Source organism: Staphylococcus sp. AntiMn-1 (assembly GCF_001663395.1).
In the GTDB taxonomy this organism is placed as follows: Bacteria; Bacillota; Bacilli; order Staphylococcales; family Staphylococcaceae; genus Staphylococcus; species Staphylococcus equorum.
The window spans coordinates 127646-152162 of sequence record NZ_CP012968.1 but is presented as its reverse complement, the minus strand read 5'-3'; the positions used below and the strand labels follow the sequence as shown (position 1 = coordinate 152162).

Here is a 24517-nt window from a genome sequence, read left to right as displayed (position 1 = left end):
CTATCTATCGCACCGAGAAACGACTTTTTTTAATCTCTTAACAATGTTTCTTGATATTTAAGTTTTTTAATGACATTTATTATTGTTAGCCAACCTACAAGGAAGAATAACAAACCAAAGTAACTATAGAGTGGAAATACAAAAGCATAAACGATAATAAATAACGCTCCTACAATTAACATTAATCTATATAAGAATTGTTCATATCCTTTTATTACTTTTGATTCAGTAACCGGCCATACTTGTGGCCACAAACCATAAGCTTGTTGTGTATAAAATTGTGCCATTTGTAATAAGATAATGTACATAAACAAGCTACCAATAATTAACATGATAATGGGTTGTTCTAACCAAAACATTAAAACAAGCGCAAGAATTACTAATCTTAAAATGATATTAAAAGCATCTTTACCGCGCACAAAACTTCTTATAAATAAATAAAGATACATATAATTTGAATTAAACCTTTTACGCTTAGGCGTAATTAGCAATGGATCTAGATAACTTCTTCTTACCGCTGTTTCTTTAAGATGTTTTACATCCGTAAACATATTAACGAATTTATAATAATTCATATGATGTTGATGTTCTGATTTAATCATTTTTTCCCAAGGATATAAATGTGTCTTATTTTGATAACGAATCAACATTGTTATGCCGATTAGGATAAAAACAGAAGTAATACTTGATAGTTGTTTCGGCTCTAATGCTAAGTAATATCCAGATGTGAAAATAATAAAGAGTAATACATAAAGAGACCAACGTTCTAATCGGTATTTATACCATTGCCATTTTAGTAATAGCCCTAATAATGGAAAAATGAGTGCTAATACAGCAAACAAAATATAAAAACCAAAAGTTTGATTATTAATCACAAAAAACAATGGGAATAACACAATTAGTATTACTACTTGTATCCCTATTCGAGAAAAGTAACTATATATTAAACTATGTTTCATATATTCCGACATGTGTTTTTCAAATGGTAATAGAAAAAGTCTATCTGCATCTTTAAGCAACGTTCTAATTGGAAACATTGATGTTAATGCTACGACGATACTAGCAACCAAAGCGTAATTAAAATGCTTTGGTATAGATTGTAGCCAATCACCATAGCCTACTAGAAAGGCACCAAACATAATTACAAGAAATACAGAGAAATGACCATTAAATATGAATTTATTATAGTATTGTTTTTCTTTGCTTATCTCTTGTTTTCTTGTACTAAATAATTGTTTCGCATTTTGGTTCATGTTTGTTGGCCACCTTGTGTGACATGGATATATATTTCATCTAGCGTTTTACCTTTTAAACCTGTTTGTGCTCTTAGTTCATCTAAGTTTCCGAATGCTACAATTTGCCCTTCGTCCATAATTAAGAATCTATCGCAGTATCTTTCTGCAGTCGCTAAAATATGTGTACTCATTAATACCGTACGACCTTCGTCTTTTTTCTCAACCATTAAATCTAACATGGATTGAATGCCTAAAGGATCTAATCCTAGAAATGGTTCATCAATAATGTATAATTCTGGATCTACAATAAAAGCACAGATAATCATCACTTTTTGCTTCATACCTTTAGAAAAATGGCTTGGAAATATATTCAATTTATCTTCTAAGCGAAATGTTTTTAATAAAGGTTGTGCCTTTTCCATTGCAGCTTCTTTGCTAATATTATAAGCCATAGCTGTCATGTAGATATGTTCTTGCAATGTTAATTCTTCATAAATAACCGGAGCCTCTGGAATATAAGATAATTTCCTTCTATAAGTTTCAACATCTTGCTTTATATTTGTATTAGAAATTGTCATTTCACCTTCCATAGGTGTCAGCAAGCCAAGCATGTGCTTAATTGTCGTACTTTTACCTGCTCCGTTTAATCCAATAAGCCCAACAATTTCACCTTGGGTTAATTCGAAATTTATATTTTTAATTACAGGTCGTTTACCATAACCGCCTGTTAAATGTTCTATTTTTACTGTCATATGGCACCTCCACAAATTATATTGTATCAAAAATCAGTCTATAGGCATAAATTTACTGCGAAAAATGACGGAAATAATATACTAATGCTATAATAGTCAGTAACAATCTTACAAGGAGTGAAGATTCATGTCAGAAACAGTCTTTAGTAAAATTATTGATGGTGACATACCTAGCCATAAAGTATACGAGGATGATTATGTTTACGCATTTTTAGACATTTCTCAAGTTACAAAAGGTCACACACTATTAGTTCCTAAAAAAGCATCAGCCAATATTTTCGAAACAGATACTGAAACGATGAAACATATTGGCGCAGCATTACCTAAAGTAGCCAATGCGATTAAAAAAGCATTTAACCCTGATGGATTAAATATTATACAGAATAATGGTGAATTTGCCGATCAATCTGTCTTCCATCTTCATTTCCACTTTTTACCAAGATATGAAAACGATGTGGATGGCTTTGGCTATAAATGGGAAACGCATGAAGAGACGATTGATGATGACCAAAAAGCTAAACTCGCACAAGAAATAGCAGCTCAATTCGACTAAATATGCTTATTTTATCTCATATGGGGTATATAAACCATATTAAAGAATGCGATATTATTTAGAAATGAGGAGAATTTTTATGAAAACAGCTCAAATATTATTAGGTCTTAGTGCTGGCGTTGCAACTGGTCTTGGCTTTGCTTTGATGAACCGCGATAAAAGAGAGTCTAACCAATTTAATGCACAAACAAAAAGACCTGCCGGCGCTGAATCAGAAGTTGATAGAGAAATTAATACCATTAAGCAAAGTATAAATGATATTACGAATTATATCTCTCAAATTAAATCTGAAAGTACAGAATTTGGCAGTACAATTGGTGATGAGGTAAAAACAATGATTGGTGATTTCAAATCTGATATCAATCCTAACATTGAAAAATTACAATCTCATATCGAGAATTTACAAAATCGTGGCGAAGAAATTAGTAAAACTTTTGAAAAAGATAAATAACTTACAGTTATTCAATTGATTTTATGCTAAACATCTATCAAGCCTAAACACAGAGCTGTAAACCTAAGCATTGTCCATAATGAGGTTTACAGCTCTTTTTATATACTGATAAAATCTTCTATAAAAGTATTCAATTGATCGCTTATTTCTTCTTTAATATACGCCCTATTTCATATTCAAAATTATCTTGACCTTTTTCCTGTTAGGATAGATAATACGAAAGTATATAAGTGCTGTTATTTATTAAGTAGAGGAGCATGATTTAGTTATGTATCTATGTACACGCCAAATTGATATTAATGCACGTTTCGGCTTACCTAGAATAGCATTTCTAAGTTTAGTCACAACGATCATTACATTCTTGATTGCCTATGAGATTTTGTATTTTTTTTCCAATACGAAATTAACAGATCAATATTTTTTAGTATTTTTAGTATTAGTGGTGATCTTATACCCTATTCATAAAGCAATTCATTTAGTATTTCTGTTTCCTTATTATAAATCTTTCAAAAAATATAAATTAGTGCGACATAAATCCGTACCTTTTTATAATACGTATGTGAACACACCTGTTAATAAATATTATTTTTGTTTTGATTTAATTACACCTGTAATCATTATTACGAGCATCTGTGCATATGCCAGCATACAATTCCCACAATTTGGTCATTACTTTATGTTTATTCTTGCATTAAATATGGGTTATTCAGTAATGGATTTTCTTTATTTAAAAATAATACTATTTTCCAATGAAGGTTCATATATAGAAGAACATCAAACAGGCATTAATATTTTAAATAAAGTTGACACTAAGTATGAACAATAAAGTGAAGTGATTTTGACATAAATCCAGTATGCTATGTTACACATGTAAATGGGATATTGCATAATAACTATCAGATACCTAATAAGTATTGTGGATGGGATAGAAATCAAATTTTAAATTTTGATTTCTATCCCACTTTTTTGTTTTTAATTCAAATTAATTTTAATAATCTATTTTTTTATAAATTTACTAATACTATAGTCCTAGAAACAGGGTTTCTTATTGGTGAACACAGCATAATATGTTATATTTACGTTGTTATTATTACAAAAGGAGTTTCCAACCATGAAAACATTTAAAAAAGTTATACTTCCGGTTACAGCAAGCGCGTTGCTATTAAGTGCTTGTGGTAGTAGTGCAACAGATTCAAAAGATGATACAATTATTTCATCAAAAGCTGGAGACGTTAAAGTAGAAGATGTCATGAGCAAAATGGGCGATGAACAAATTGCCAACAGTTCATTCTCAATCTTATTAAACAAATTACTAGCAGATAAATATAAAGACGAAGTTAATACGAAAGATATTGATAAAGAAGTCGAAAAAGAACAGAAACAATATGGCGGTAAAGAACAATTTGAAAGTATGTTAAAACAGCAAAAAATGTCTATAAGTGATTATAAAGAACAGAAGAAAACACAAGCTTATCAAAAAGAATTACTTAATGATAAAGTCGAAGTATCAGATAAAGAAATCAAAGAAAACACTAAAAAAGGTTCTCATATCTTAATTAAAGTGAAAGAAAACGAAGATGATAAAGAAGGTTTATCAGATAAAGATGCAAAAGCAAAAGCAGAAAAAATCAAAAAACAAGTCGATAAAGATCCAGACAAATTCGGAGAAATTGCAAAAGAAGAATCAGGAGATAAATCATCAGCTAAAAAAGACGGTAGCTTAGGCTATGTTATGAAAGGCCAAATGGAAGATGAATTTGAAAAAGCCCTCTTTAAACTTAAAGAAGGAGAAATTTCTAAAGTAGTGAAAACAGATTATGGTTATCACATTATTAAAGCAGACAAAGAAGACGACTTTGATAAACAAAAAGATAAACTTAAATCTCAATTATTACAATCTAAAGTACAAAAAGAGCCTAAATTATTAACAGATGCATACAAAGAGTTATTAGATGAATATAATGTAGACTATAAAGATAGAGATATCAAAAAAGCTATTGAAGATTCAATTTTAAACCCAGAAAAAATAAAACAACAACAACAGCAACAGCAGCAACAACAAGCTATGCAACAAGGTGGCGCTGGGATGTCTACAGGACAATAAAAATCCATCACAGAGACCCTGAAATAGCTAACACAAATTCAAAAAGGCTGATAGATCCCAAAAGAGATTCTATCAGCCTTTTTTATATATTATTTGAGGATGAGCTATTGATGCTCCAAACTACCCTCTTATATAAACAATAACGAGATTAGTCTAGTGACGTTGGATTATAAAACTGTCTGCCTTCTAGACCAAAAATACGTTCAGTAAATTGACCTTTATCCGTTTTCTTATATGCTTTTTCAAACATATTCATTTTTGCATCGATATTATCAATAAAGAATAATATTTCTGCTTCTTTCATATGCGGTAACTTAGGCGAACCATATTCCATCTTACCATGATGTGCTAAAATCATATGGCGTAATAAAAGTACTTCTTCTCCGTCAAGATTTAACTCTCTTGCCGCTTCTGCAACTTCATCACTTGCTATGGAGATGTGACCAAGTAAATTACCTTCTACTGTGTACGATGTAGCAACTGGTCCGCTTAATTCTCTTACTTTGCCTAGATCATGTAAAATAATTGAGCTATATAATAAACTACGGTTAAGTAAAGGATAAATATCACATATAGATTTTGCAACACGCAACATCGTTAATACATGATAGCTTAAACCACTAGAGAAGTTATGGTGATGTGTACTTGCAGCTGGGAATGTGAAAAATGCTTCCTGATGCTTACGTATCAAATGACGAGTAATACGTTGTAATGTAGCATTTTCAATATCTAGCATATAATGTGAAACTTCTTCTTGAATTTCATCTGGTGTTAATGGTGCACCATCAACAAAATCTTGAGTTTTCATATTATCTTCTGGTTTTGCTAACTTTATTTTATTGATTTTCATCTGTTTTCTACCACGATAATTGATAACATCACCAGTAACATGGACGATTTGTTCAGGCTCTAATATTTTCATATCTTCTTTTGAAACCGTCCATAATTTAGATTCTATATCTCCACTTTTATCTTGCAAATGTAGTGTCATATAATCTTTACCTTGAGCTGTCACACCTTGTATTGCTTTGTGAATTAGAAAAAAGTTATCTACAGAATCTCCAGGCTTTAAATTTTCTACGTTTCTCATTATTTACCGCCTTCCTCGAATTTATTCAAAGTAATGATTTGTTTTGAAGGCACACTTGTATCTTTCACACATGTAAAGAATAAAATTTGATAGTCTTTTGGCATTTGTCTTAAATAATTCATCATTATTTCTTTGCGTTGCTTATCAAAATGTACAAATGCATCATCAATAATAATAGGAAATGGATAGTATGGTTTTAACGTTTTGATTAAACTCAAACGTAATGAAATATAAAGTATTTCTTTAGTAGACTGACTAAGTTCTACTGGTTCATACATTTGACCATTTTGCTGTTTCACCATTAATTCATCGTTTGCATAAGTCACTTGTACGTAATGACCATTTGTTAAATGCGTAAATATCTCAGTTGCTTCGCTTATCACTTCTGGTAAACGTTTATCTTTAATTTGTGCAATGTGACCTTCTACTAAAGATTGTAAGTAACTCAGACTTGCCCAATCTTTTGCTTCGTCATTTACTTTATTTTTAAGAATATGGAATCTATGTCTTAAATCAGCTAATGTCTTGTCTGTCTCCATATCAGTTATTTTTGCGTTTAAGTCACTAACTTCTGACTGCATTTCTAAATATTGATCATTATATTCGTCTACTTGTCGTGCTAAGACTTCATCTTCGTGCGTTAATTGCGCATAAGTCTTTTCACTTAACCTTGAACTTAAATCATAATTATAATTTTGATTCTCTAGGTATTTCGATAAATCGTTAAACCTAGTCATTTGTTGTTGGTAATTTTGATATTGTACATGGTGTTGGTAATAAGTTTCTTCATCAGAAGCATTAACATAGCCAAATAACTGTGTGATCACATTATTATTTTCATTTAATCGATTGCGTAGTTGCGATACTTCACTCTCAATTAATTTGATTTGCTCATCGTTTCTATTCCATTTTTCAAGATTAGTTGTTTCTTCTTTGAGCCACTGTCTAATGTCATGGAATAATGATAAATCATTAAAATACGTAAATTGATTATTTGTAATTTCTTTAGCATGCGCATAAAAGGCTTCTAATGACTCACGTAATTGACGCGCTTGTTCTTTAAGTTCATCGATGTGTTTATCATGGTCTTTAATCTTATTCATTGTGCCAATACTATCAATGATCAGTTCATCTGACATTTTATCAGATAAATGTAAATCTGATTTAACTTTGTGAATACTGTCTTGGGCTTCTTGGTACTGTTTTTGAGCTTGTTCTAAACTCGTTGCTAAATATTCAGCTTTTTTATCAAGTGCTTCTTTTGTCTTAACTGTACTATGCAACTGTTCTCGCACTCGGTACTGATCATCCAAATCAAAGTCGAGATCATAATTATCTTCTAAATGCGTAATTTGTCGTTGCAAATCATCTATTTCTTTTGAGAAAGTTTCACTATGACCTATTTCTTTAGATTTTACAAAGAAAACGCCTATGATAAATATGACTGACAATATCGCAAATACAACGCCAAAGAGTATGTTCGCAGATATGAATGAGAAAATCGTTAGTCCTATACTTATTACTGCTAAGATAATTAAACTTATGCGTAATAGATTCTGTTTTTTCTCATTTTCTTGTTGATCTTTATCAAAAGCCTCTTTCATTTTTTGGTAAAGGTTATTCTTTTCTTGAAGCTCGAAAACTTGTTTATTATATTGTTTTTTCTTTTCAAAATTTTCTTCAGGTACAATATCTGCTTCTAAAGCATCTATTTCCGTAGCATTGGTCTCTTGATCAATTTTATTCTCTTCGATATTACGTTCTAATTGTTGTACAAATGCAGTTTGTTCTTGTTTGTTTTTAATTTGATTACTTACAAAACTTTTCATTGCTTCTGAACTGTCAGCTTGATGATGCACATCATGCCAACCAATATTGGACTTCAGGCCTGTCTTTTCGCGTTCTTTATCTTGGATGTCTTTTTCAATAGCTTTAAGTTCGTATTCTTTTTGTTTAATTTCATTCTCTTGTTGGTGTAAGTGATTGAAAGCATCTATATCACTTTGTTTCGGAACATTAATTTTTTCGTTTTCTGATTTAAGATGTGCTAACTTTTCTTCTCTCAAGCCTAAATCTCTTTTAAGGTTTTGGGTTTGAATTTTTGCAGATTCATAGCGATCAACACCTTGTTCAGGGAAAAGTACTGGTTCAATATTAAGTTGAGATTCTAGCGTTTTCCACTCTTGTGTTTGTTCGTGCAAAGTGAGTTCTTTTTGTTTCTCGTTATGCATTTTTGATAACTGTGCTAGATTTTGCTTTATATTATCTAACCTGCGTTCTGATTTATCTTTATCATCTACAAGTCTTTTATAAGTAGTTAACTTCGACTCTTCGACTCTAATTTGACCCTCTAATTCTTTCAACTGTTCTAATTGCTGATTAATAATTGGATTACGTCCATTTTTTTTATATAACATTTCTTTTTTCTCATTTAAAATGCCACGCATACTAGTAAATTCTGTAGAACCTAATGCACCCGCTTGTAATAAATAATTTTGTAATTGAGTCTCATCCATATTTTTATGAATATCTTGTAGTCCAAGTACATCAAAAGAAAAAATACCTTGGTATGTACGTTTAGAAATAAAATTCAATTCTTTTTTCAACCAATTTTCATCTTTAATCGTGCCATTAGGTAAATAAACTTTCACATCGCCCACTGCACTACCTTTTATACGCTCAACATCAACTAATGTACCATCGTCTTGAATCAAAGTTAATTTACCGCCATATTGATTACCTAATCGTGGTTCTAATCGTGGTTCATTTTCTTTCTTTGTTGGAAAACCAAATAGAATGGAGTGAATAAAAGCTTGTATCGTAGACTTTCCAGTTTCGTTTTCACCATATATTTCAGTGAAAGTCTCATCAAATTCGATTGTTCTTTGTATAAATCTGCCATAACCATATATCTCTAACGATTTAATTTTCATATTATTCCTCCCTCATATCTGACTTTAATAATTCTTCGGCATGTTCAATCAAACCACGTCGATCAAAATCACTATAATTTTCAAGATATTTAGAAGCTTTTGGATTTAAATACAAATCGTTCATAGCTTTATCATACACAGTGTTGTCATCGATTAATTCTGGCGAAAATTCTTTCACTAATGTATTTTGATCTTCATATTTATTATTGATTGTTAAATTTTCAATAAATACAAAGTTATGTTCATTTTCTTCGTAATCACTAATCATTTCATGAACTTGTAACGCGTCTTGTTCAGGTATCATTTGATCAGAATTAACAATAACCTTTAATTGATAAATCGATTTACCTTTTTTTCTCACTTGTGTTTTAAAAGTTTGAATTGCTTCAAAAAGACCTTGTTTAGATGTTTTATCTGTTTCAAGCGTTGCTTTTTCAAAACGAATAAATTGTGTAGGTACGAATTTAGCCTCAAGATTTAGATCGTCACCTTCTACTAACAAACAACCTTTTTCGCCTAATTCTTTAAAGTGTCGGCCTTGTATATTCCCTGGATAGTGAATTTGAGGCATATCACTTAATTGTTGACGCTCATGAATATGACCTAATGCCCAATAATGATACAGCTTATTGTTTAAATCTTCTAATCTGAATTCTGTATAACGGTCTTTAGTGCTAGATTTACTATATGTACCATGAAGTATGCCAATATGGATTCCCTTTTGTCCTTGGCTTGATGGATAAGCATCTAATTTATTTTCGTAACTTGCATCATTTTGATAACTAAACCCGTGAAGGTAGATTTCTTCACCATTTTTAGTAATTGTTTGATAAGTTTCTACATTTTCTGAGAACACTGAAACGTTATCTGGCCATTCTGTACCAATACTTGAAGATAATGGATCATGATTGCCGTGACAAATGTATACGAATATTTGTTCTTTAGATAAGCGCTCAAATTGCTCTTTCAAAAACACTTCTGCACGTAATGTCCGGTTCTGTTGGTCAAATAAATCACCAGAAACAATCATAAAATCTATTTCTTCATTCAATGCTAAATCTACTATTTTTTTAAAGCTTTCGTACGCACTTTTTTGCATATCTTCAAAAATCGACTGACTTAAATAGCTTCTTGACTTAAATGGGCTATCTAAATGTAAGTCAGCACAATGAATAAATTTCACCATACAGTACAGTTCTCCTTTATCTAAAGGTTTATTTAAGATGATACATGCGAGACAATCTATAAATGAATTGGTTACTTATTCAAATTTTAAGATGTGTGCATGCGAATACCTTGTATCTCTATATTTTACCACATTGTCTAAGATTCAGTCGATAAAACAAAAAAAGCTACAATACATAAAATGTATTGTAGCTGGAAATCAAAAATCTGATTAATTGATATTAGTCAGCGTAGATTTCGTCTAAAGGTTTAACAATGATTTGGTTGATTTCTTGGAAGATTTGGCTCATGTTTTGTTCAGCAGCCATTAATTCTGAAATGTTTGAATCATTTTCGATTTTTTGAGCTTGTTCTTGTGCTTTTTGTAGCTCTTCTTCACCGATTTCTTCACCTTGCATTTGTTTTTGTTGGAATTCTAATTGAGTTTCGCGGAATTCGTCAAATAATTCTTTTGACTCTTTATTTTCTTTAACATTTGCATAAGCTTTTTGAATAGCTTGGTATTCATCACTTTCTCTTAAAGCTTGTTCTAATTGATTTGCATGATCGTGTAAATTTACTGCCACTATGCTTCACTCCTTTTTTGTATATGTGTGAAAACCACATCGGTATTACAATAACATAATTTAATATGTTATACAAAAATTGCAATTACGCCTTGTAATAGCCCTATTATGCCCCCTAATAAAAAACCTAAAAGCATAATTAATTTCAGTTCTTTATTTGCGATATCAATAATTAATTTTTCTATATAAGCTAAATCAAATGTATTAATTTGTTCTTCAATCATTTGTCTTAAATTAATCTTTTTCATGATTGGAGATATATGTTTAGATATATTCTCTATAATAACATCTGTTAGTTTTTGACAAACTTTGCTTTCTAAGAAATGAATAAAGCTTGGCATTAAAGTATTAAACGATTGTTTTGATACTTTATCTACATCTAAATAACCAACGGCTAATTCAGTTACAGAAGTTTTAAATGAATTGTACTGACTTTCACTAACAAGTTCATTTAAATTTTTAGCTTTCACAGTCTCATATTCATTATCAATGACCTGTTTTGCAATTGCCTTAGCTTTAGGATGTTTAGTTAAACGAATAAGTTCATGCTGAATACGATCAGCAATACTCTCTTTAGTCATAAACATTTGTAATAAGCCAACTATTTTACCTTTCTCGTTGAAGAAAGTCTCCAACATAGATGCAATATCAGCCGCACCTTTTTCTGAATTGAGGTACACACTTGCTCTTTCAAATAATAAATCAGGAACTAAATCTATTTTACTATCAATGCTAGCTTCTATTTCTTCAGGAATAATCTGCTTGATAGGTGTAGTTTGATTATCTTGATAAAATTCATCTAATTTATTTGAAATCACTAAGTCTAATTTTTCATTTGCTAACTGCGTAATATCTAAATCTAACTTATCAGCAAAATATTGCAATGTCATATTTTCTTGTTTTAATTTTTGAATTTGATTGAGTAATACTTCTTCAATTGCTTGTCTTGAAGATGGTGTATTTAATTTTGATTGGATTAAACTTTCCGTTAATAAGTGTTCTTCAACAACTTGACCAATCTTATCAGCGACTTCTTTTCTACGTTTTGGTATTAATCCAGGTGTAAAGGGTACACGTTTATTAAAAATATAATAGGTTTTAAATGGATGAAATAGCATTCTAACTGCTAAAATATTTGTTACTCCACCTATCAATGACCCAATCACCATCATAAATACAATTATTAAAAAAGTTTGCATAGATGATTTCTCCTTTGAATTCTATACTTTATTTCTGTTTTATTGAAAGACTATTTTAAATTACAATCATTTTTACATTGTATAATACTTACTATAAAAATGTGTAATAAAAATATCTTGCTTTTCAAATTTAGTTACTTAATTTATCTTAAATATCACCAGTAACTACAACAAAGTTACAAAACAACCAAATAAAAAAAGACCTAAATCTTTGTTTAGGTCAAGTAGAGTAAAGTGACTAAATCATTCATATACAATTTAAAGTCCCATGTCACCCAATTATATAAATAATGATTCTCCTATCACAAAATGAATTAATATTATACGTGCATTAATTCTTCTTTTGATATTCTGCCGAAGTATGTTTCAGCTTCTCTTAATTTAGACGTTCCAAATATTGGTTGCGTTTCATTATTAAGCACACGATAGATATCACTTACTTTATTACTTTGTAAGATAAATCCGTTGCGGCTATCAATCGTATTCCAGTATATGTCACTTGTTGTTGAATGGTTAGGGTATGCACAATGATTACGAGAAATCGTTTGTACCATTTCTAAAGGATCACAACCAAAAGTACTATTTAAAACATCTGAATCTCTGAATAATGCACAAATTGACACACACGTAGTCCAGTTAGGTAATACTCTCTCTTTTTCTATTTGTACTAATGTCTTTTTTGAAAGACCAATAGTTTGGGCCATCGTATCTTGCGTATAACCTGCTTCAATACGTACCATTTTAAATTTTGTTTGAATTAAATCTGTGAATTGCTGTCTATCCATTACTTTAATCTACCTTTCATAAAAGAATATTTTATCCGGACACAAGAAATTGCAATAATACACGCTTCTTGAAACACAAATTACATCTTAATACAATTTTCAAGAAAATAAAAGAGTGAAATGAAATTTTCATCGTTTTTTATCATTGGCGCAATTATCAAAATAATCAATCTTATATCTTATAAATAAGTTACAAACAAAAACATTTTGATTGTAAGCGTATTATTTTTGTGAAAAGTGTCATTTTCCTAAATTACTTATTACTCTTTTAAGATAAAAACACTATTTATCATTATAGCCTACTTTACCTATTTACGCATAGAAAAAGATTAAAAAATTTTAAAAGTTATCAAATTGAGCTATAATCGTTTACTTTTTTCTGAATTTTCATTATACTCTGAGTTACTTTTCAAAATTAGAGGTGCTTAAAATGGAAGATAAATACATATTACTAGCTACATGTTCAGACAAAGTTGGAATTACATCATTAATCACAAATATCATTTCACAATATGATTCTAATATTTTACATTTAGATCATTTTACTGAATATGGTCATGCACAAGATGCGGATGGAAAATTATATTTAAGATTTGAATTTAATAAAGTACCCTTAGTAAAAGAAGCTTTAGAAAAAACACTAAGTGAAAATGATATCGAATTTAATTTATTCGATAATAGTCATAAAACTAAAATCGCATTATTTGTTTCAAAAGAAGACCATGCGTTTAATGAAGTTTTACTGAGAGTGAAACGTGGAGAAATACCTGCGGAAATTGTATGTGTTGTCAGTAATCACGAAAATAATAGACATTTTGCAGAAACGTTTAATATTCCTTTTTATTACGTACCTAGTAATAATGCAAAAGATTTAGTTGAAAAAGACATTTTAGATATTTGTGCTAAACACGAAATTGAACTCATTGTATTAGCAAAATATATGCAAATTCTAAGTGATCATTTCGTGAGCCAATACCCAAATCAAATCATCAATATTCATCATTCCTTCTTACCTTCATTTATTGGAGCAAATCCTTATAAACAAGCTTGGGAACGTGGGGTGAAACTTGTAGGAGCTACGAGTCACTATGTAACTTCTGACTTAGATGAAGGCCCTATCATTGATCAAGATGTGACGCGCATTAATCATCGTTATAATGTCCAGGACTTAAGAAAAATTGGTCGTCATGTTGAATCAAGTGTATTAGCACAAGCTGTGGAATACCATGTACAACACAAAGTAATTGTTACAAAAGGAAATAAAACAATCGTATTTAATTAATAGTACAAACAGTAATAGCAATATAAAACTAGAGAGTATCAATAAAATTAATAAACTAAAAAAGAGCCTATAAAGGCTCTTTTTTAGTTTAAATGATTTACTTCATCATGATTACTTATGTTCTAATCTCTTAAAATTTATATTTAGAGAGTTAATCCATTTTAAAACAAAAACTTGTTAAATTGAAGCTGCTTGCGTACTAGTAGTCTCTTTACTTAAAACTTCCATATCATATCCATCGTCAGTTTCTGTATATTTTATCTTAACTGTTTCTCCGTCTTTTTCTACTTCCGTAGGTAATTCTTTAGATTCTCCATCTTCATCAGTAAGCGTAACCGCCCCATCTTCAGCTTGAGTACCCTTGATACCCTCTTTTAATTTAAGATGTACTGTACTATCATCCTTCTTGCTCACTTCTACAGGATTATCTATACTTGCAGCACTTGCACTATTGAAGACACCTACTAACGAAATAATCAAAGCAGCAACCATTAAACTTACTAACCCCTTACTTTTCACAAAATTTAATGTATCCATATAGAAAATTCCTCCTTAATATGTTGTAATTTATTTTGATTACCTTGCAACATGGTTATAACACTAACAAAATATTCAGAATTTTTAAAGTTTTTATATAAATATATTCTGAAAAACTTTCTGTTTCGATTTGAATTTGTAATTTCAATTTATATTAAGTTAATTCCTTATTTGTTGCATACATTTAAAAATGATATACTAGAAAAAATTTCACTAAAGACGGAGGGTTTATTATGACATTAAAAGCTCACCATCCAGAGTTTTCGCTATACGCTGCTATGAAAGTTTTTACAGCTCAAGCAATTCCAGGTACTTTAACACTTCTAAATGATAAAATTTGCTTTAAAGCAAGTGGTGTACTGAAAGGAACAGAAATTAAAGATAATTTTCACTTTAAAGATATTAAAAATATTAAATTTGGTTTTTCATTTTCTCCATTCCGCATTGTTATAATAGATAACGATGGCGAATCGTGGATTTTCGATCAAGTGAATCGTAAAGATGCCAAACAATTTATAGAAATTTACAACTCCGTTAATAAAAATTAAAGTCTGAAGTCATTCTTACTTAGAAATCAAAGTATTTTGTTCTCATCTAAATTAATAACTATACATATTTTTAAATTGGCATTTAAAGAAGCCTCTCATTCAATTGTTTGAATGGGAGGCTTCTTTATTAAAATACCATTAACTAATTATGCTTGAGCTTTTTTAGCATCTTTTCTGTCTGCTTGATTTGAAATAATCATAGCACAAGCTGCATCACCTGTAATATTTACAGATGTTCTTGTCATATCTAACAATCTATCTATACCTAAAATAATACCGATTGCTGCTGGATCTAGTCCCACTGCATTTAACACCATTGCTAACATAATTAAACCAACACCTGGCACACCTGCAGTTCCAATTGATGCTACAACTGCAATCACTACTACAGTAATAAGTTGACCAATTGAGAGATCCACGCCTGAAATTTGAGCAATAAAGATAGTTGCTACCCCTTGCATAATTGCTGTACCATCCATATTAATTGTCGCACCTAAAGGTTGAACAAAGGATGCAATTTCAGGCCTCACTCCCATTTTCTTCGTACATCTTAGTGATACTGGTAACGTTGCTGTCGAACTAGAAGCACTAAATCCAAGCGAAATCGCTGGAATAAATGCTTTGAAAAATTTCAATGGACTTGTTTTTCCTATGAATTTAACTGCCGATCCATAAACTACAAAGAAATGAATTGCGAGTGCTAACAATACGATAAAGAAGTACATACCTAATTGTTTAATAGCACCAAAACCTGCTCCTGTAAATGCATGTGCAACTAAACCAAACGTACCAATTGGTGCAAAGACACTCATAATCATTGTCACAATGTACATGAGTACTTCGTTGGTTTGTTCAAAAAATTTATGTACCATTTGTGCTTTGGAACCAACCATAATAAGACCGACCCCAATAAAAATAGCAAATGTGATAATTTGAAGCATATTTTCATCAGTCATTGATTGTAATGGATTCTTTGGAAATAAATTAATTAAAGTTTGATCGAACGATTGACTGGCTGCAGCACTTTGTGAGCCCTCTTCTTTATCTAAAGTTTTTTGATAACTAGAAACATCTTCACTATTTAATAAATCAGATTTACCTTCTCCTGGATTAAATATCAATGCCAAAGCCATAGCAATGGTAATTGCTAAAGCTGTAGTTGCTAAAAAGAATGTAATTGTTTTTAAACCTATACCACCAAGTAGTTTCGGGTCCCCAACCCCTACCACTCCTAAAACGATTGATACAAATACTACTGGCACTACTAACATAAATATTAAATTCAAGAAAATTTGTCCAATAACATTAAACACGTATTTATCAACATTAATTACGAATGCAGACTGTGCAAACATATTAAAAATTGAACCAATGGCAATACCTAATATTAATGCTATGACAATCTTCATTGAAAGGTTTTTTGTTTTCATTGCATTATCCCCCTATTGTTTATTACTCTGTATTATATAGTAATTTTATATAAATAAAAGTAAAATTTGAAAATAATTACAAAAAAATGAATCCGCTTCCAACACTGTTGATTCGCTATATTAAATGAGATTGTTTTGCATCGCATATATCGCTGCTTGTGTGCGATCAGTTACTTGAAGTTTGTTAAAAATATGGCTCACATGTGTTTTTATAGTTTTCTCAGAAACAAATAATGATTCTGCAATTTCTTTATTTGTTTTACCTTTAGTCATCTCTGCTAGCACTTCAGATTCACGCTTTGATAATTTATTAGTAAAATGTGGCTTTTTACTCACCGCTTCGATGACACTTTGCGCTTGAGGGTGTATCGTTTTCTCGCCTGAAAGTACTTTCTTAATCGTTTTTATTAATTGGTCTGGCTCTACATCTTTCATCTCGTATCCATCTGCACCCTTATCAATTGCGGAAATGACATGTTCATCGTCCACATAACTTGTAAGGACTAAAATTTTCACTTCTGGATACGACTTTTTCATCATTTCTGTAATTTCAATACCATTCATTTCTGGCATAACTAAATCTAATAATACAATATCAGGTAATTCATTTGTTTCTAAATATTCAAAGAAAGATTTACCGTCTGAAAACCCTCCTATAACATCTATATCATCAACAGTAGATAATAGGAATTCTAATCCTTGTCTTACGATATGATGATCATCCACGAGTATAATTCGATGCATGTTAAACTTCCTTTCAAAAAACTATAATGGAACTGCTATATGAATTGTAGTGCCTTTATTTTGAGTTGAATCTATTTCTAATTTACCATTAATCAATTTTGTACGTTGTCTCATATTACTTAAACCATGAGAGTCTGGTGGATTGGATTTATTAATATTAAATCCTTTGCCCTGATCTACTATATCAATAGTTAAATAACCATCTTTTTGAATCAATGATAAATCTATTTGTTTGGTACCACCATGTTTTTTGTATTATTCATTGCTTCTTGTATAATACGATAAATATTTTCTTCAATTATACTTGGCAGATTGATCAGACCATCTACTTTAACAGTTAATTCAAATTGTAAAAGCGTGCTGTATTTTTTCAGTGCGTTAACTAAACCTTGTTCTAATCCAACTGGCTTTAATTGCCAAATCAAAGCTCGCATCTCGTTAACAGCTTGTTGACTTGTTTGTTCTATCACTTGAAAAGCCTTGCGTGATACTTCTTCATTAGTAATTCCTTCAGCTGCATGGGCTGTTAATTTTACAGAAAAAAGCATTTGATTCACTGAATCATGTAAATCCCTTGCTAAGCGATTTCGTTCACTTATGCGAGCTGCTTCTTTTTCTTGATCCGTTAGCCAAATACGTTTGATTGCAGAGCCAATTTGAAATGCTACAGACTCAAGCATTTCTAAATCTTCTTCACTATAATGCGTTGTATGTGGTGTAGCAACATTTAATAGTCCGAATTGTTCTTCCCCTGACCTTAGCGGTACAGTTGCATGATGTGTGACACCATCTGTTTCATCATGATATGCACGGTTTGCAAGGTTGATACGCGAACAATTAATGATATTAGAAGCTTTGGTCAATTTCTTATTTTGATAAGCTTGAACACACCAGCACGTGCCTTCACACATATATTTACAATTTTGTTTGGCTAATGCGCCTGGTAAATCTATATGAGATACAAGCTCATGTTGACCTGAATCATCAATAAAGAAAATCCAGCCTGTTGTAAACTCGCTTCCTTGAATTAAAGACTTCAATGCACCTTGCATCATACTATATGTTTCTGTTTCTACATTTAAAAATTCTGCAATTTCTTTTAATAAAGCAAGTCTAGTCGGTTTTTCCATTTAACCAGTCCATTCTTTTATACAATATTACTTTACATATATTATACAGACTCATAAACTAATTGAAAAATATAGTTACGATTAACCTACAAAATGATTTAATTAACAATAAAATAAATTTCATAGAATTACTATGTCTAATATTTTTAACACGTTGTTTATGGTATGATTATATATGATAATCAAGGAGGATACTATGAAATTTGAAATCCCTATTAAATATAATCAATTAACATTGAGAGAAATTTTTCAACAATTGCACTTACCTAAAAAAGACTTACATAATTTAAATATGTCTAAGTTAATTACAATTAACGATGAACCAGCAACATTAATGTCTAAAGTAAACACTGGTGACATAGCTTATATTCCTACACCAGAAGAAGTAAGCAATTATTTACCAAGTTATCGATACGCTCAGATTTATTACGAAGATGACGATATCGCTGTTGTAATGAAACCAAAAGGTGTTAAAACACACCCGAATGATTTAAAAGAGAGTAATACACTCATGAATCACGTTATCTATACAGTCAAGAGTGATTACGTTGAGCCAATACACCGCTTAGACCAAGAAACAGTTGGTTTATTGATTGTTGCTAAAAATCCATTAATGAAGAAAATTTTAGACCGTATGTTGGAAGAAAATGAAATTGATCGTATTTATAAAGCAAATGTGCACAGTTTATTACCTATCAAACCACAAACGATTGATATGCCAATTGGCAAAGATAAATTCCACTCAAATAAACGTAGAGTGTCACCTACTGGACAAACTGCAATTACACATATTATTAATTCTAAAATGATTAAAGAAGATGTAAGCGAAGTAGATTTAAAATTAGATACAGGTAGGACCCATCAAATTCGTGTTCACTTAGCTGAAATTGGCCATCCAGTAATTGGTGATCCATTATACGGTAATTCAACACTAAGACAACTTCAATTAAATAGTTATAAAATTGAATTTATCCACCCACTTACGCAAGAAACAATTTCAGTAAGTATGGACGATGAAATTTAAATCATATTAATATATTACAAAAAAAGCCAACGCCTTCTATTTAAAGAAGCGTTGGCTTTTTAAAGTATTTTTTATTTTGGTTCAACCATGTCTTCAGGTTTGATCCACTGTTCAAATTGTTCTTCGGTCACATGACCTGATTGTATCGCAGATTCTTTTAATGTAAGACCTTCACGGTGTGCTTTTTTAGCAATACTTGCAGCATTTTCATATCCAATATGTGGATTTAGAGCAGTCACTAGCATTAATGATTGGTTTAAATAATTATCTATATTTTCATGAATTGGCTCAATACCAACTGCACAATTTTCATTAAATGTTTGCATACCATCTGCTAATAAATAAATTGATTGTAATGTATTATGCAAAATGACAGGTTTGTATACGTTAAGCTCAAAATTACCTTGAGAACTTCCAATACCTACTGCAGTATCGTTACCCATAACTTGTACTGCTACCATTGTTAACATTTCACATTGTGTCGGATTTACTTTTCCTGGCATAATAGATGAACCTGGTTCATTTTCAGGAATAGATAATTCAGCAAGCCCTGCACGCGGGCCTGATGCTAGCCATCTTATATCATTAGCAATTTTCATCAAGTCAGTTGCTAATGCTTTTAAAGTACCATGTAATTGAACCACTTCGTCGTGTGCTGTTAAAGCATGGAATTTATTTTCAGATGATACAAATGCATAACCTGTATTTTTTGAAATGAATTTAGCTACTTTATCGCCAAATTCTGGATGTGCATTAATACCTGTACCTACAGCTGTACCGCCAATCGCTAAATTTAAAATGTGTGCTTTTGATTCGCCTAATAAAGTTTCACATTTATCAAGCATGAAACGCCATCCACTAATTTCTTGTCCTAAACGAATAGGCGTTGCATCTTGTAAATGCGTACGTCCAATTTTTATAATATCGTTAAATTGTTCTTCTTTTTCTTTAAAAGTATCACGCAACGCTTTTAAAGCTGGTTCAAGTTTTGTTTCTACTTCATTATATAATGCAACATGCATTGCTGTTGGGAATGTATCATTTGAACTTTGTGATTTATTAACGTCATCATTCGGATGAATCGTTTCATCACTGCCTTGTGATTTTAAATATTCATTAGCTACATAGCTCACAACTTCGTTTACGTTCATATTACTTTGTGTGCCACTACCTGTTTGCCAAACCACTAATGGAAAATGTTCATCTAGCTCTTTATTAATGACACGGTCACAAGCATAAACAATGGCATCTTTTTTAGCATCTGATAGTTTTCCTAATTCATTGTTAGCTAAAGCTGCCCCTCTTTTTAACTGAGCAAATCCGTAAACAACTTCAATTGGCATTTGTTCTTTACCTACTGGAAAATTGCGTTTACTTCTTTCTGTTTGAGCACCCCAATATTTATCTGCAGGTACTTCAATTTCACCGAATGTATCATGTTCAATTCTAACTGACATTTCAAATTCTCCCCTTCATTATTCGTTATTCAGCTTTAGTATAGCATTAATTATTTTAAAGGGGCAATCGTATTATAGAGCGTTTACATATTATTTTATTTTAAACTGTATTTATGAGTTATTATTTTACTTTATTAACTAGAACACTTCACTTTTCCATAAAAAAATACCGTCAAAATCAATAAGATTTTACGGTATTTTTTATAAATCATCTAACACTATGAAATTTAACTTTCTTTAGTAATGTTTATTTTGTTGAATTGTACTTTTGCTGCTTGTATTACGCCTACTGCTGTTAATATGAGTAGAATCGCACCGATTACCATAGTAACAGGACTAATCGTAACTAATGTACCTAAGAACCCAGTTAAACCATTATAAAAATCTCCTAATGGTTTAAATAACAATACAGTTATTACAATACAACATATCACACTTATAATAATTCCTGTTTGATTACCTTTAACAAACGTAGAAGCATTAACTTGATCAACAAGTCCACGCGATAAATTTATCTGCAATTTTATAACTTTAAATAACACGGGTAAGTAGAGTGCACCAATTGCCATAGGAAAGCCTTTAATAGAAATTAAATTAACAATGACAGCACTAATCATAATGTATTTCCAATACTTACTTAACATATGTATAAGTCTCCTTAAATCCAATAATGATATAATAATAACACATTCACTTTTAACTTGGCATTTCTTTTTAAATTGAAAATAATTTATCGTGTTATTTGAAAATCAAAAAGTTAAATTTTCATCTTCTTAAAGTCTCGATTGCTATAAAAAGACATAGAAATAGCCCTTTGTGAATAACAAATTCAACAAAGAGCTAAATTAAAACTAATCTTTTAAATCTGAACGAACTTCTGGATCATGTGATTTATCTAACTTAGCTTCATCATTTTCCTCGGAAATTTGTTCCATTTCCTTACCAAGTTCTACTACATCTTCGTAGTCACTGACCATTTCATTTTCAGGTTCAAATGCATCATTTTGTAAATGTTTATTATCTTTTTCGTTTGCCATACCTATCACCTCACATTTTTATATTAAGCAAAACGTGCTGTGAAATAATGTCTTACATCTTCAGGTAATCCTTCTGCTGCCGCTTCATCTAAAACCACATTTACCATGCGATGTGCTTTTAAATCTGAAGGTTCAAAGTTTGTTTTACCATTTTCTTCATATAATTTGTGAACAATTTCTTTTTTGTCAGCGCCAGTGATAATTAATATAACTTCACGTGCTGAAAATAGACCTTGTTTTACACTTACGTTCAATTTACCATTAGTATCAATTGATAGTACTTGTGTAATCAATTTACCTTTATTTTCTTTTGTTTTAATTTTATCACTGATAAATGATTCAGTGTCTTCATTAAATGAAACATTATAAATTTGACCTTCAGGTACACCTAAAGCTTCAAAATAAGATTTATTATCGTCATAATCTAAAATGTTGATTTGACTAAAGTCTACAGGATGATTATCTACATTTTTCTTTAATTCATCTAATACTGGTGAATTATCATTAGAAAGGTGTAGACCTGCAATAGTCGTCGGATTGTTGTTAAATTGTTTTCTTAATATATCTGCAGCATATTCAGCTACAATTTTTTCGTTTTCTAAAACTTTAAAGTTCATTGCCATAGTAATTACACTCCTCTTTTTTATTAAGACGCGTTCTAGCATTATTTTTATTAATACCCTTGATGTAATGGAGATAAACCACAACATCACTAATGTATCAATTTAATTAACTAAATGCTAAGTTATAAGACTTATCTCTATTATACAAATCTACCACATTATTTTCATTCATTTAGCGCATTTATTAATGTAATTCTGGAAAACTTTGTTGTCGTAATGCTTCGTAAATAAGTAATGATGCTGTATTAGATAAGTTTAATGATCTAATATTATCATTCATAGGAATACGTAATGCCGTTTCTTGATACGTTTCTTTCACCCAGTCAGGTAATCCTGTCGTTTCACGTCCGAAAATAAAGAAATGATCATGAGCAGTATCAGTAAAATCAAAATCTGAATATGTTTTCTTTCCAAATTTAGTTAATAAATAATAAGTGCCCTCTGTTGCTTCAAAAAAGTCTTCGATACTTTCATGATAAGTAATATTAACAGTTTCCCAATAATCTAATCCAGCACGCTTTAACATCTTGTCATCTGTACTGAAACCAAGTGGCTTAATCAAGTGTAAATGTGTATATGTGCCTGCACATGTTCTTGCTATACTGCCTGTATTACCTGGTATCTGTGGTTGATATAATACTATGTGATTTGTCATTCTATTTTTCGCTCCTCGTTTCAAGTCCTTTTAACATTTCAATTTGAACCTCTTCTAGTTCATTTTCATAATGTTGTTCAACAAATGGTCTAGCAGCCTCGCCTTGAATTTGTCCTATCGCCCAATATGCTGTAGCTCTGATCATAGGTCTTGGATCATCTAACGCAACATCTTGTAATTCTGGTATTGCTGTTTCTTCTTTAAAATGTGCTAAAGCAATAATTGCATTACGTTGAATCGGTTTCTTACCTCTCCATGCTCCTGCTAAATGACCATAAGTATTTTTAAATTCTTTATTACTCATTTTTAATAAAGGCACGAGTCTTGGTTTTAAAATTTCAGGTTCTAATACTATATCGTCATGTTGTGTGTTAATCCCTTTATTTTTCGGGCACACTTGTTGACATGTATCACATCCATAAAGTCTATTACCAATTTTATAACGATATTCATCTTCGAGATAGCCTTTCGTCTGAGTTAAAAAACTAATACATTTCTGACTATTTAACTGTCCATCTCCAACGAGTGCTCCTGTTGGACAACGATCGACACAAATCGTACAATCGCCACAGCTATCGATTAACGGGTCATCAGGAGCAAAAGGTATACTAACTAGCATCTCGCCTAAATACGTCCATGTGCCAAGGTCAGGATTGATGACAAAGCCATTTCTTCCTACAAACCCAAGCCCTGCACGTTCTGCTACAGCACGATCAGATAATGCTCCCGTATCTACCATTGATTTAATTTCAACGTCTTCTACTCTAGATTGTAAATACTCACCTAATTTATCTAACCGTTTTCTCATAATAGTATGATAATCTTGCCCCAAGAAGCTCTGGCAAACATACCTCTTCTGTCTCCACGGACACTTTTAGGCGCACCTTTTAATTTATTTGGATAACCAACGCCGATTGCTATAATAGATCTCGCTGTTGGCAAGTTTAATTTCGGTTCTGTTCTTAACTCTATATCAGATTCTTCAAAACCAGATGCATAACCTTTTGCATGATAATCCACTAACTTTTGCTTCATTTCATCGAAAGGATCAGCTGTCGTAAAACCAATACTATCAATACCAATTGAATGGGCATAGTCTATAACATCTTGTTTTAATTGGTTTAAATCCATTTTCATACACCCCACCTTAAAAACATACATTCTACAGTTTAACACATTCGTATGGCTTTAGAGTAT

General features: G+C 31.0%; 23 protein-coding genes and 2 pseudogenes. 7 read left to right on the top strand and 18 right to left on the bottom strand.

All coding sequences use genetic code 11. The features are described 5' to 3' along the window. Window positions 1-29: 29 nt before the first annotated feature. Window positions 30-1253, bottom strand: a complete 1224-nt coding sequence (gene ecsB / locus AOB58_RS00850) for an ABC transporter permease EcsB (protein ID WP_021339015.1) — start codon at window positions 1251-1253, stop codon at window positions 30-32. Next, a complete protein-coding gene (gene ecsA, locus AOB58_RS00845; RefSeq protein ID WP_021339014.1) occupies window positions 1250-1987 on the bottom strand; it encodes an ABC transporter ATP-binding protein EcsA in 738 nt (245 codons plus the stop codon). The genes ecsB and ecsA overlap by 4 nt, the downstream gene beginning before the upstream one ends. Window positions 1988-2114: 127 nt before the next feature. Between ecsA and AOB58_RS00840 the strand changes: the two genes are divergently transcribed. The 4 genes from AOB58_RS00840 to prsA all read left to right on the top strand — a co-directional run bounded on the left by AOB58_RS00840 (window position 2115) and on the right by prsA (window position 5095). Beyond that, window positions 2115-2540 (top strand): HIT family protein, encoded by a 426-nt coding sequence (locus AOB58_RS00840; protein WP_002507254.1) that lies wholly within the window; start codon window positions 2115-2117, stop codon window positions 2538-2540. Window positions 2541-2619: 79 nt separating this feature from the next. After that, window positions 2620-2991, top strand: a complete 372-nt coding sequence (locus AOB58_RS00835) for a YtxH domain-containing protein (RefSeq protein WP_002507253.1) — start codon at window positions 2620-2622, stop codon at window positions 2989-2991. 268 nt (window positions 2992-3259) lie between these two features. Then, window positions 3260-3817 carry a DUF3267 domain-containing protein gene (locus AOB58_RS00830; protein WP_002507252.1) on the top strand — a complete coding sequence of 186 codons (558 nt, stop codon included), beginning with the start codon at window positions 3260-3262 and terminating at the stop codon, window positions 3815-3817. A 285-nt stretch (window positions 3818-4102) separates the two neighbouring features. Next, on the top strand, window positions 4103-5095 hold the full coding sequence (gene prsA / locus AOB58_RS00825) for a peptidylprolyl isomerase PrsA (RefSeq protein WP_021339012.1): 993 nt from the start codon (window positions 4103-4105) through the stop codon (window positions 5093-5095). A 148-nt stretch (window positions 5096-5243) separates the two neighbouring features. On the opposite strand, the gene yhaM is transcribed toward prsA, so the two are convergent. The 6 genes from yhaM to xdrA form a co-directional block, all read right to left on the bottom strand. Next, the gene (yhaM, locus tag AOB58_RS00820; RefSeq protein WP_002507250.1) at window positions 5244-6185 is read right to left on the bottom strand and encodes a 3'-5' exoribonuclease YhaM; all 942 of its coding nucleotides are present in this window, start codon (window positions 6183-6185) and stop codon (window positions 5244-5246) included. Beyond that, complete coding sequence (locus AOB58_RS00815) at window positions 6185-9118, bottom strand: ATP-binding protein (protein WP_021339011.1); 2934 nt, start codon at window positions 9116-9118, stop codon at window positions 6185-6187. The genes yhaM and AOB58_RS00815 overlap by 1 nt, the downstream gene beginning before the upstream one ends. 1 nt (window position 9119) lies before the next feature. Continuing rightward, on the bottom strand, window positions 9120-10304 hold the full coding sequence (locus tag AOB58_RS00810) for a metallophosphoesterase family protein (protein WP_021339010.1): 1185 nt from the start codon (window positions 10302-10304) through the stop codon (window positions 9120-9122). Between the two features lie 220 nt (window positions 10305-10524). Continuing rightward, window positions 10525-10869, bottom strand: coding sequence for a YlbF/YmcA family competence regulator (locus AOB58_RS00805; RefSeq protein WP_002507247.1), 345 nt, complete (start codon window positions 10867-10869; stop codon window positions 10525-10527). Between the two features lie 68 nt (window positions 10870-10937). After that, the gene (locus AOB58_RS00800; protein ID WP_064782816.1) at window positions 10938-12068 is read right to left on the bottom strand and encodes a DUF445 domain-containing protein; all 1131 of its coding nucleotides are present in this window, start codon (window positions 12066-12068) and stop codon (window positions 10938-10940) included. 320 nt (window positions 12069-12388) lie between these two features. Continuing rightward, entirely contained in the window at window positions 12389-12853 is a 465-nt protein-coding gene (gene xdrA / locus AOB58_RS00795; RefSeq protein ID WP_002507245.1) for an XRE family transcriptional regulator XdrA, read from the bottom strand. 430 nt (window positions 12854-13283) lie between these two features. On the opposite strand from xdrA, the gene purU reads away from it, so the two are divergent. After that, complete coding sequence (gene purU / locus AOB58_RS00790; protein ID WP_021339008.1) at window positions 13284-14135, top strand: formyltetrahydrofolate deformylase; 852 nt, start codon at window positions 13284-13286, stop codon at window positions 14133-14135. 177 nt (window positions 14136-14312) lie between these two features. Here the strand turns inward: purU and AOB58_RS00785 are convergent, their stop codons facing one another. After that, window positions 14313-14672, bottom strand: a complete 360-nt coding sequence (locus AOB58_RS00785; RefSeq protein WP_002507243.1) for a hypothetical protein — start codon at window positions 14670-14672, stop codon at window positions 14313-14315. Window positions 14673-14905: 233 nt separating this feature from the next. On the opposite strand from AOB58_RS00785, the gene AOB58_RS00780 reads away from it, so the two are divergent. Continuing rightward, on the top strand, window positions 14906-15220 hold the full coding sequence (locus tag AOB58_RS00780; RefSeq protein WP_021339985.1) for a hypothetical protein: 315 nt from the start codon (window positions 14906-14908) through the stop codon (window positions 15218-15220). Between the two features lie 146 nt (window positions 15221-15366). Here the strand turns inward: AOB58_RS00780 and AOB58_RS00775 are convergent, their stop codons facing one another. The 3 genes and pseudogenes from AOB58_RS00775 to AOB58_RS00765 form a co-directional block, all read right to left on the bottom strand. Beyond that, window positions 15367-16650, bottom strand: coding sequence for a dicarboxylate/amino acid:cation symporter (locus tag AOB58_RS00775; protein ID WP_021339986.1), 1284 nt, complete (start codon window positions 16648-16650; stop codon window positions 15367-15369). Window positions 16651-16770: 120 nt separating this feature from the next. Continuing rightward, window positions 16771-17394 carry a response regulator gene (locus tag AOB58_RS00770; protein WP_002507240.1) on the bottom strand — a complete coding sequence of 208 codons (624 nt, stop codon included), beginning with the start codon at window positions 17392-17394 and terminating at the stop codon, window positions 16771-16773. Window positions 17395-17415: 21 nt separating this feature from the next. Next, window positions 17416-18524: pseudogene (locus AOB58_RS00765) on the bottom strand (GAF domain-containing sensor histidine kinase). Window positions 18525-18720: 196 nt separating this feature from the next. On the opposite strand from AOB58_RS00765, the gene AOB58_RS00760 reads away from it, so the two are divergent. Then, on the top strand, window positions 18721-19548 hold the full coding sequence (locus AOB58_RS00760; RefSeq protein WP_002507238.1) for an RluA family pseudouridine synthase: 828 nt from the start codon (window positions 18721-18723) through the stop codon (window positions 19546-19548). Between the two features lie 71 nt (window positions 19549-19619). On the opposite strand, the gene fumC is transcribed toward AOB58_RS00760, so the two are convergent. The 6 genes and pseudogenes from fumC to queG form a co-directional block, all read right to left on the bottom strand. Next, window positions 19620-21005: a class II fumarate hydratase gene (gene fumC / locus AOB58_RS00755; protein WP_021339988.1), complete on the bottom strand. Its 1386-nt coding sequence runs from the start codon at window positions 21003-21005 to the stop codon at window positions 19620-19622. Between the two features lie 227 nt (window positions 21006-21232). Further along, a complete protein-coding gene (locus AOB58_RS00750; protein ID WP_002507236.1) occupies window positions 21233-21649 on the bottom strand; it encodes a hypothetical protein in 417 nt (138 codons plus the stop codon). Window positions 21650-21856: 207 nt separating this feature from the next. Then, window positions 21857-22042, bottom strand: a complete 186-nt coding sequence (locus AOB58_RS00745) for an SAS053 family DNA gyrase inhibitor (RefSeq protein WP_002507235.1) — start codon at window positions 22040-22042, stop codon at window positions 21857-21859. 23 nt (window positions 22043-22065) lie between these two features. Then, window positions 22066-22665: a 6-phosphogluconolactonase gene (locus AOB58_RS00740; protein ID WP_021339989.1), complete on the bottom strand. Its 600-nt coding sequence runs from the start codon at window positions 22663-22665 to the stop codon at window positions 22066-22068. A gap of 184 nt (window positions 22666-22849) precedes the next feature. Further along, window positions 22850-23320: a tRNA (uridine(34)/cytosine(34)/5-carboxymethylaminomethyluridine(34)-2'-O)-methyltransferase TrmL gene (trmL, locus tag AOB58_RS00735; protein ID WP_002507233.1), complete on the bottom strand. Its 471-nt coding sequence runs from the start codon at window positions 23318-23320 to the stop codon at window positions 22850-22852. Window position 23321: 1 nt separating this feature from the next. Then, window positions 23322-24451, bottom strand: a pseudogene (queG, locus tag AOB58_RS00730) (tRNA epoxyqueuosine(34) reductase QueG). Window positions 24452-24517 lie beyond the last annotated feature (66 nt).

Excerpts from the sequence above, each read along its gene's own strand:
- ecsB (WP_021339015.1), bottom strand. The coding sequence starts at position 1,253 with ATGAACCAAAATGCGAAACAATTATTTAGTACAAGAAAACAAGAGATA.
- ecsA (WP_021339014.1), bottom strand. The coding sequence starts at position 1,987 with ATGACAGTAAAAATAGAACATTTAACAGGCGGTTATGGTAAACGACCT.
- AOB58_RS00840 (WP_002507254.1), top strand. The coding sequence starts at position 2,115 with ATGTCAGAAACAGTCTTTAGTAAAATTATTGATGGTGACATACCTAGC.
- AOB58_RS00835 (WP_002507253.1), top strand. The coding sequence starts at position 2,620 with ATGAAAACAGCTCAAATATTATTAGGTCTTAGTGCTGGCGTTGCAACT.
- AOB58_RS00830 (WP_002507252.1), top strand. The coding sequence starts at position 3,260 with ATGTATCTATGTACACGCCAAATTGATATTAATGCACGTTTCGGCTTA.
- prsA (WP_021339012.1), top strand. The coding sequence starts at position 4,103 with ATGAAAACATTTAAAAAAGTTATACTTCCGGTTACAGCAAGCGCGTTG.
- yhaM (WP_002507250.1), bottom strand. The coding sequence starts at position 6,185 with ATGAGAAACGTAGAAAATTTAAAGCCTGGAGATTCTGTAGATAACTTT.
- AOB58_RS00815 (WP_021339011.1), bottom strand. The coding sequence starts at position 9,118 with ATGAAAATTAAATCGTTAGAGATATATGGTTATGGCAGATTTATACAA.
- AOB58_RS00810 (WP_021339010.1), bottom strand. The coding sequence starts at position 10,304 with ATGGTGAAATTTATTCATTGTGCTGACTTACATTTAGATAGCCCATTT.
- AOB58_RS00800 (WP_064782816.1), bottom strand. The coding sequence starts at position 12,068 with ATGCAAACTTTTTTAATAATTGTATTTATGATGGTGATTGGGTCATTG.
- xdrA (WP_002507245.1), bottom strand. The coding sequence starts at position 12,853 with ATGGATAGACAGCAATTCACAGATTTAATTCAAACAAAATTTAAAATG.
- purU (WP_021339008.1), top strand. The coding sequence starts at position 13,284 with ATGGAAGATAAATACATATTACTAGCTACATGTTCAGACAAAGTTGGA.
- AOB58_RS00785 (WP_002507243.1), bottom strand. The coding sequence starts at position 14,672 with ATGGATACATTAAATTTTGTGAAAAGTAAGGGGTTAGTAAGTTTAATG.
- AOB58_RS00780 (WP_021339985.1), top strand. The coding sequence starts at position 14,906 with ATGACATTAAAAGCTCACCATCCAGAGTTTTCGCTATACGCTGCTATG.
- AOB58_RS00775 (WP_021339986.1), bottom strand. The coding sequence starts at position 16,650 with ATGAAAACAAAAAACCTTTCAATGAAGATTGTCATAGCATTAATATTA.
- AOB58_RS00770 (WP_002507240.1), bottom strand. The coding sequence starts at position 17,394 with ATGCATCGAATTATACTCGTGGATGATCATCATATCGTAAGACAAGGA.
- AOB58_RS00760 (WP_002507238.1), top strand. The coding sequence starts at position 18,721 with ATGAAATTTGAAATCCCTATTAAATATAATCAATTAACATTGAGAGAA.
- fumC (WP_021339988.1), bottom strand. The coding sequence starts at position 21,005 with ATGTCAGTTAGAATTGAACATGATACATTCGGTGAAATTGAAGTACCT.
- AOB58_RS00750 (WP_002507236.1), bottom strand. The coding sequence starts at position 21,649 with ATGTTAAGTAAGTATTGGAAATACATTATGATTAGTGCTGTCATTGTT.
- AOB58_RS00745 (WP_002507235.1), bottom strand. The coding sequence starts at position 22,042 with ATGGCAAACGAAAAAGATAATAAACATTTACAAAATGATGCATTTGAA.
- AOB58_RS00740 (WP_021339989.1), bottom strand. The coding sequence starts at position 22,665 with ATGGCAATGAACTTTAAAGTTTTAGAAAACGAAAAAATTGTAGCTGAA.
- trmL (WP_002507233.1), bottom strand. The coding sequence starts at position 23,320 with ATGACAAATCACATAGTATTATATCAACCACAGATACCAGGTAATACA.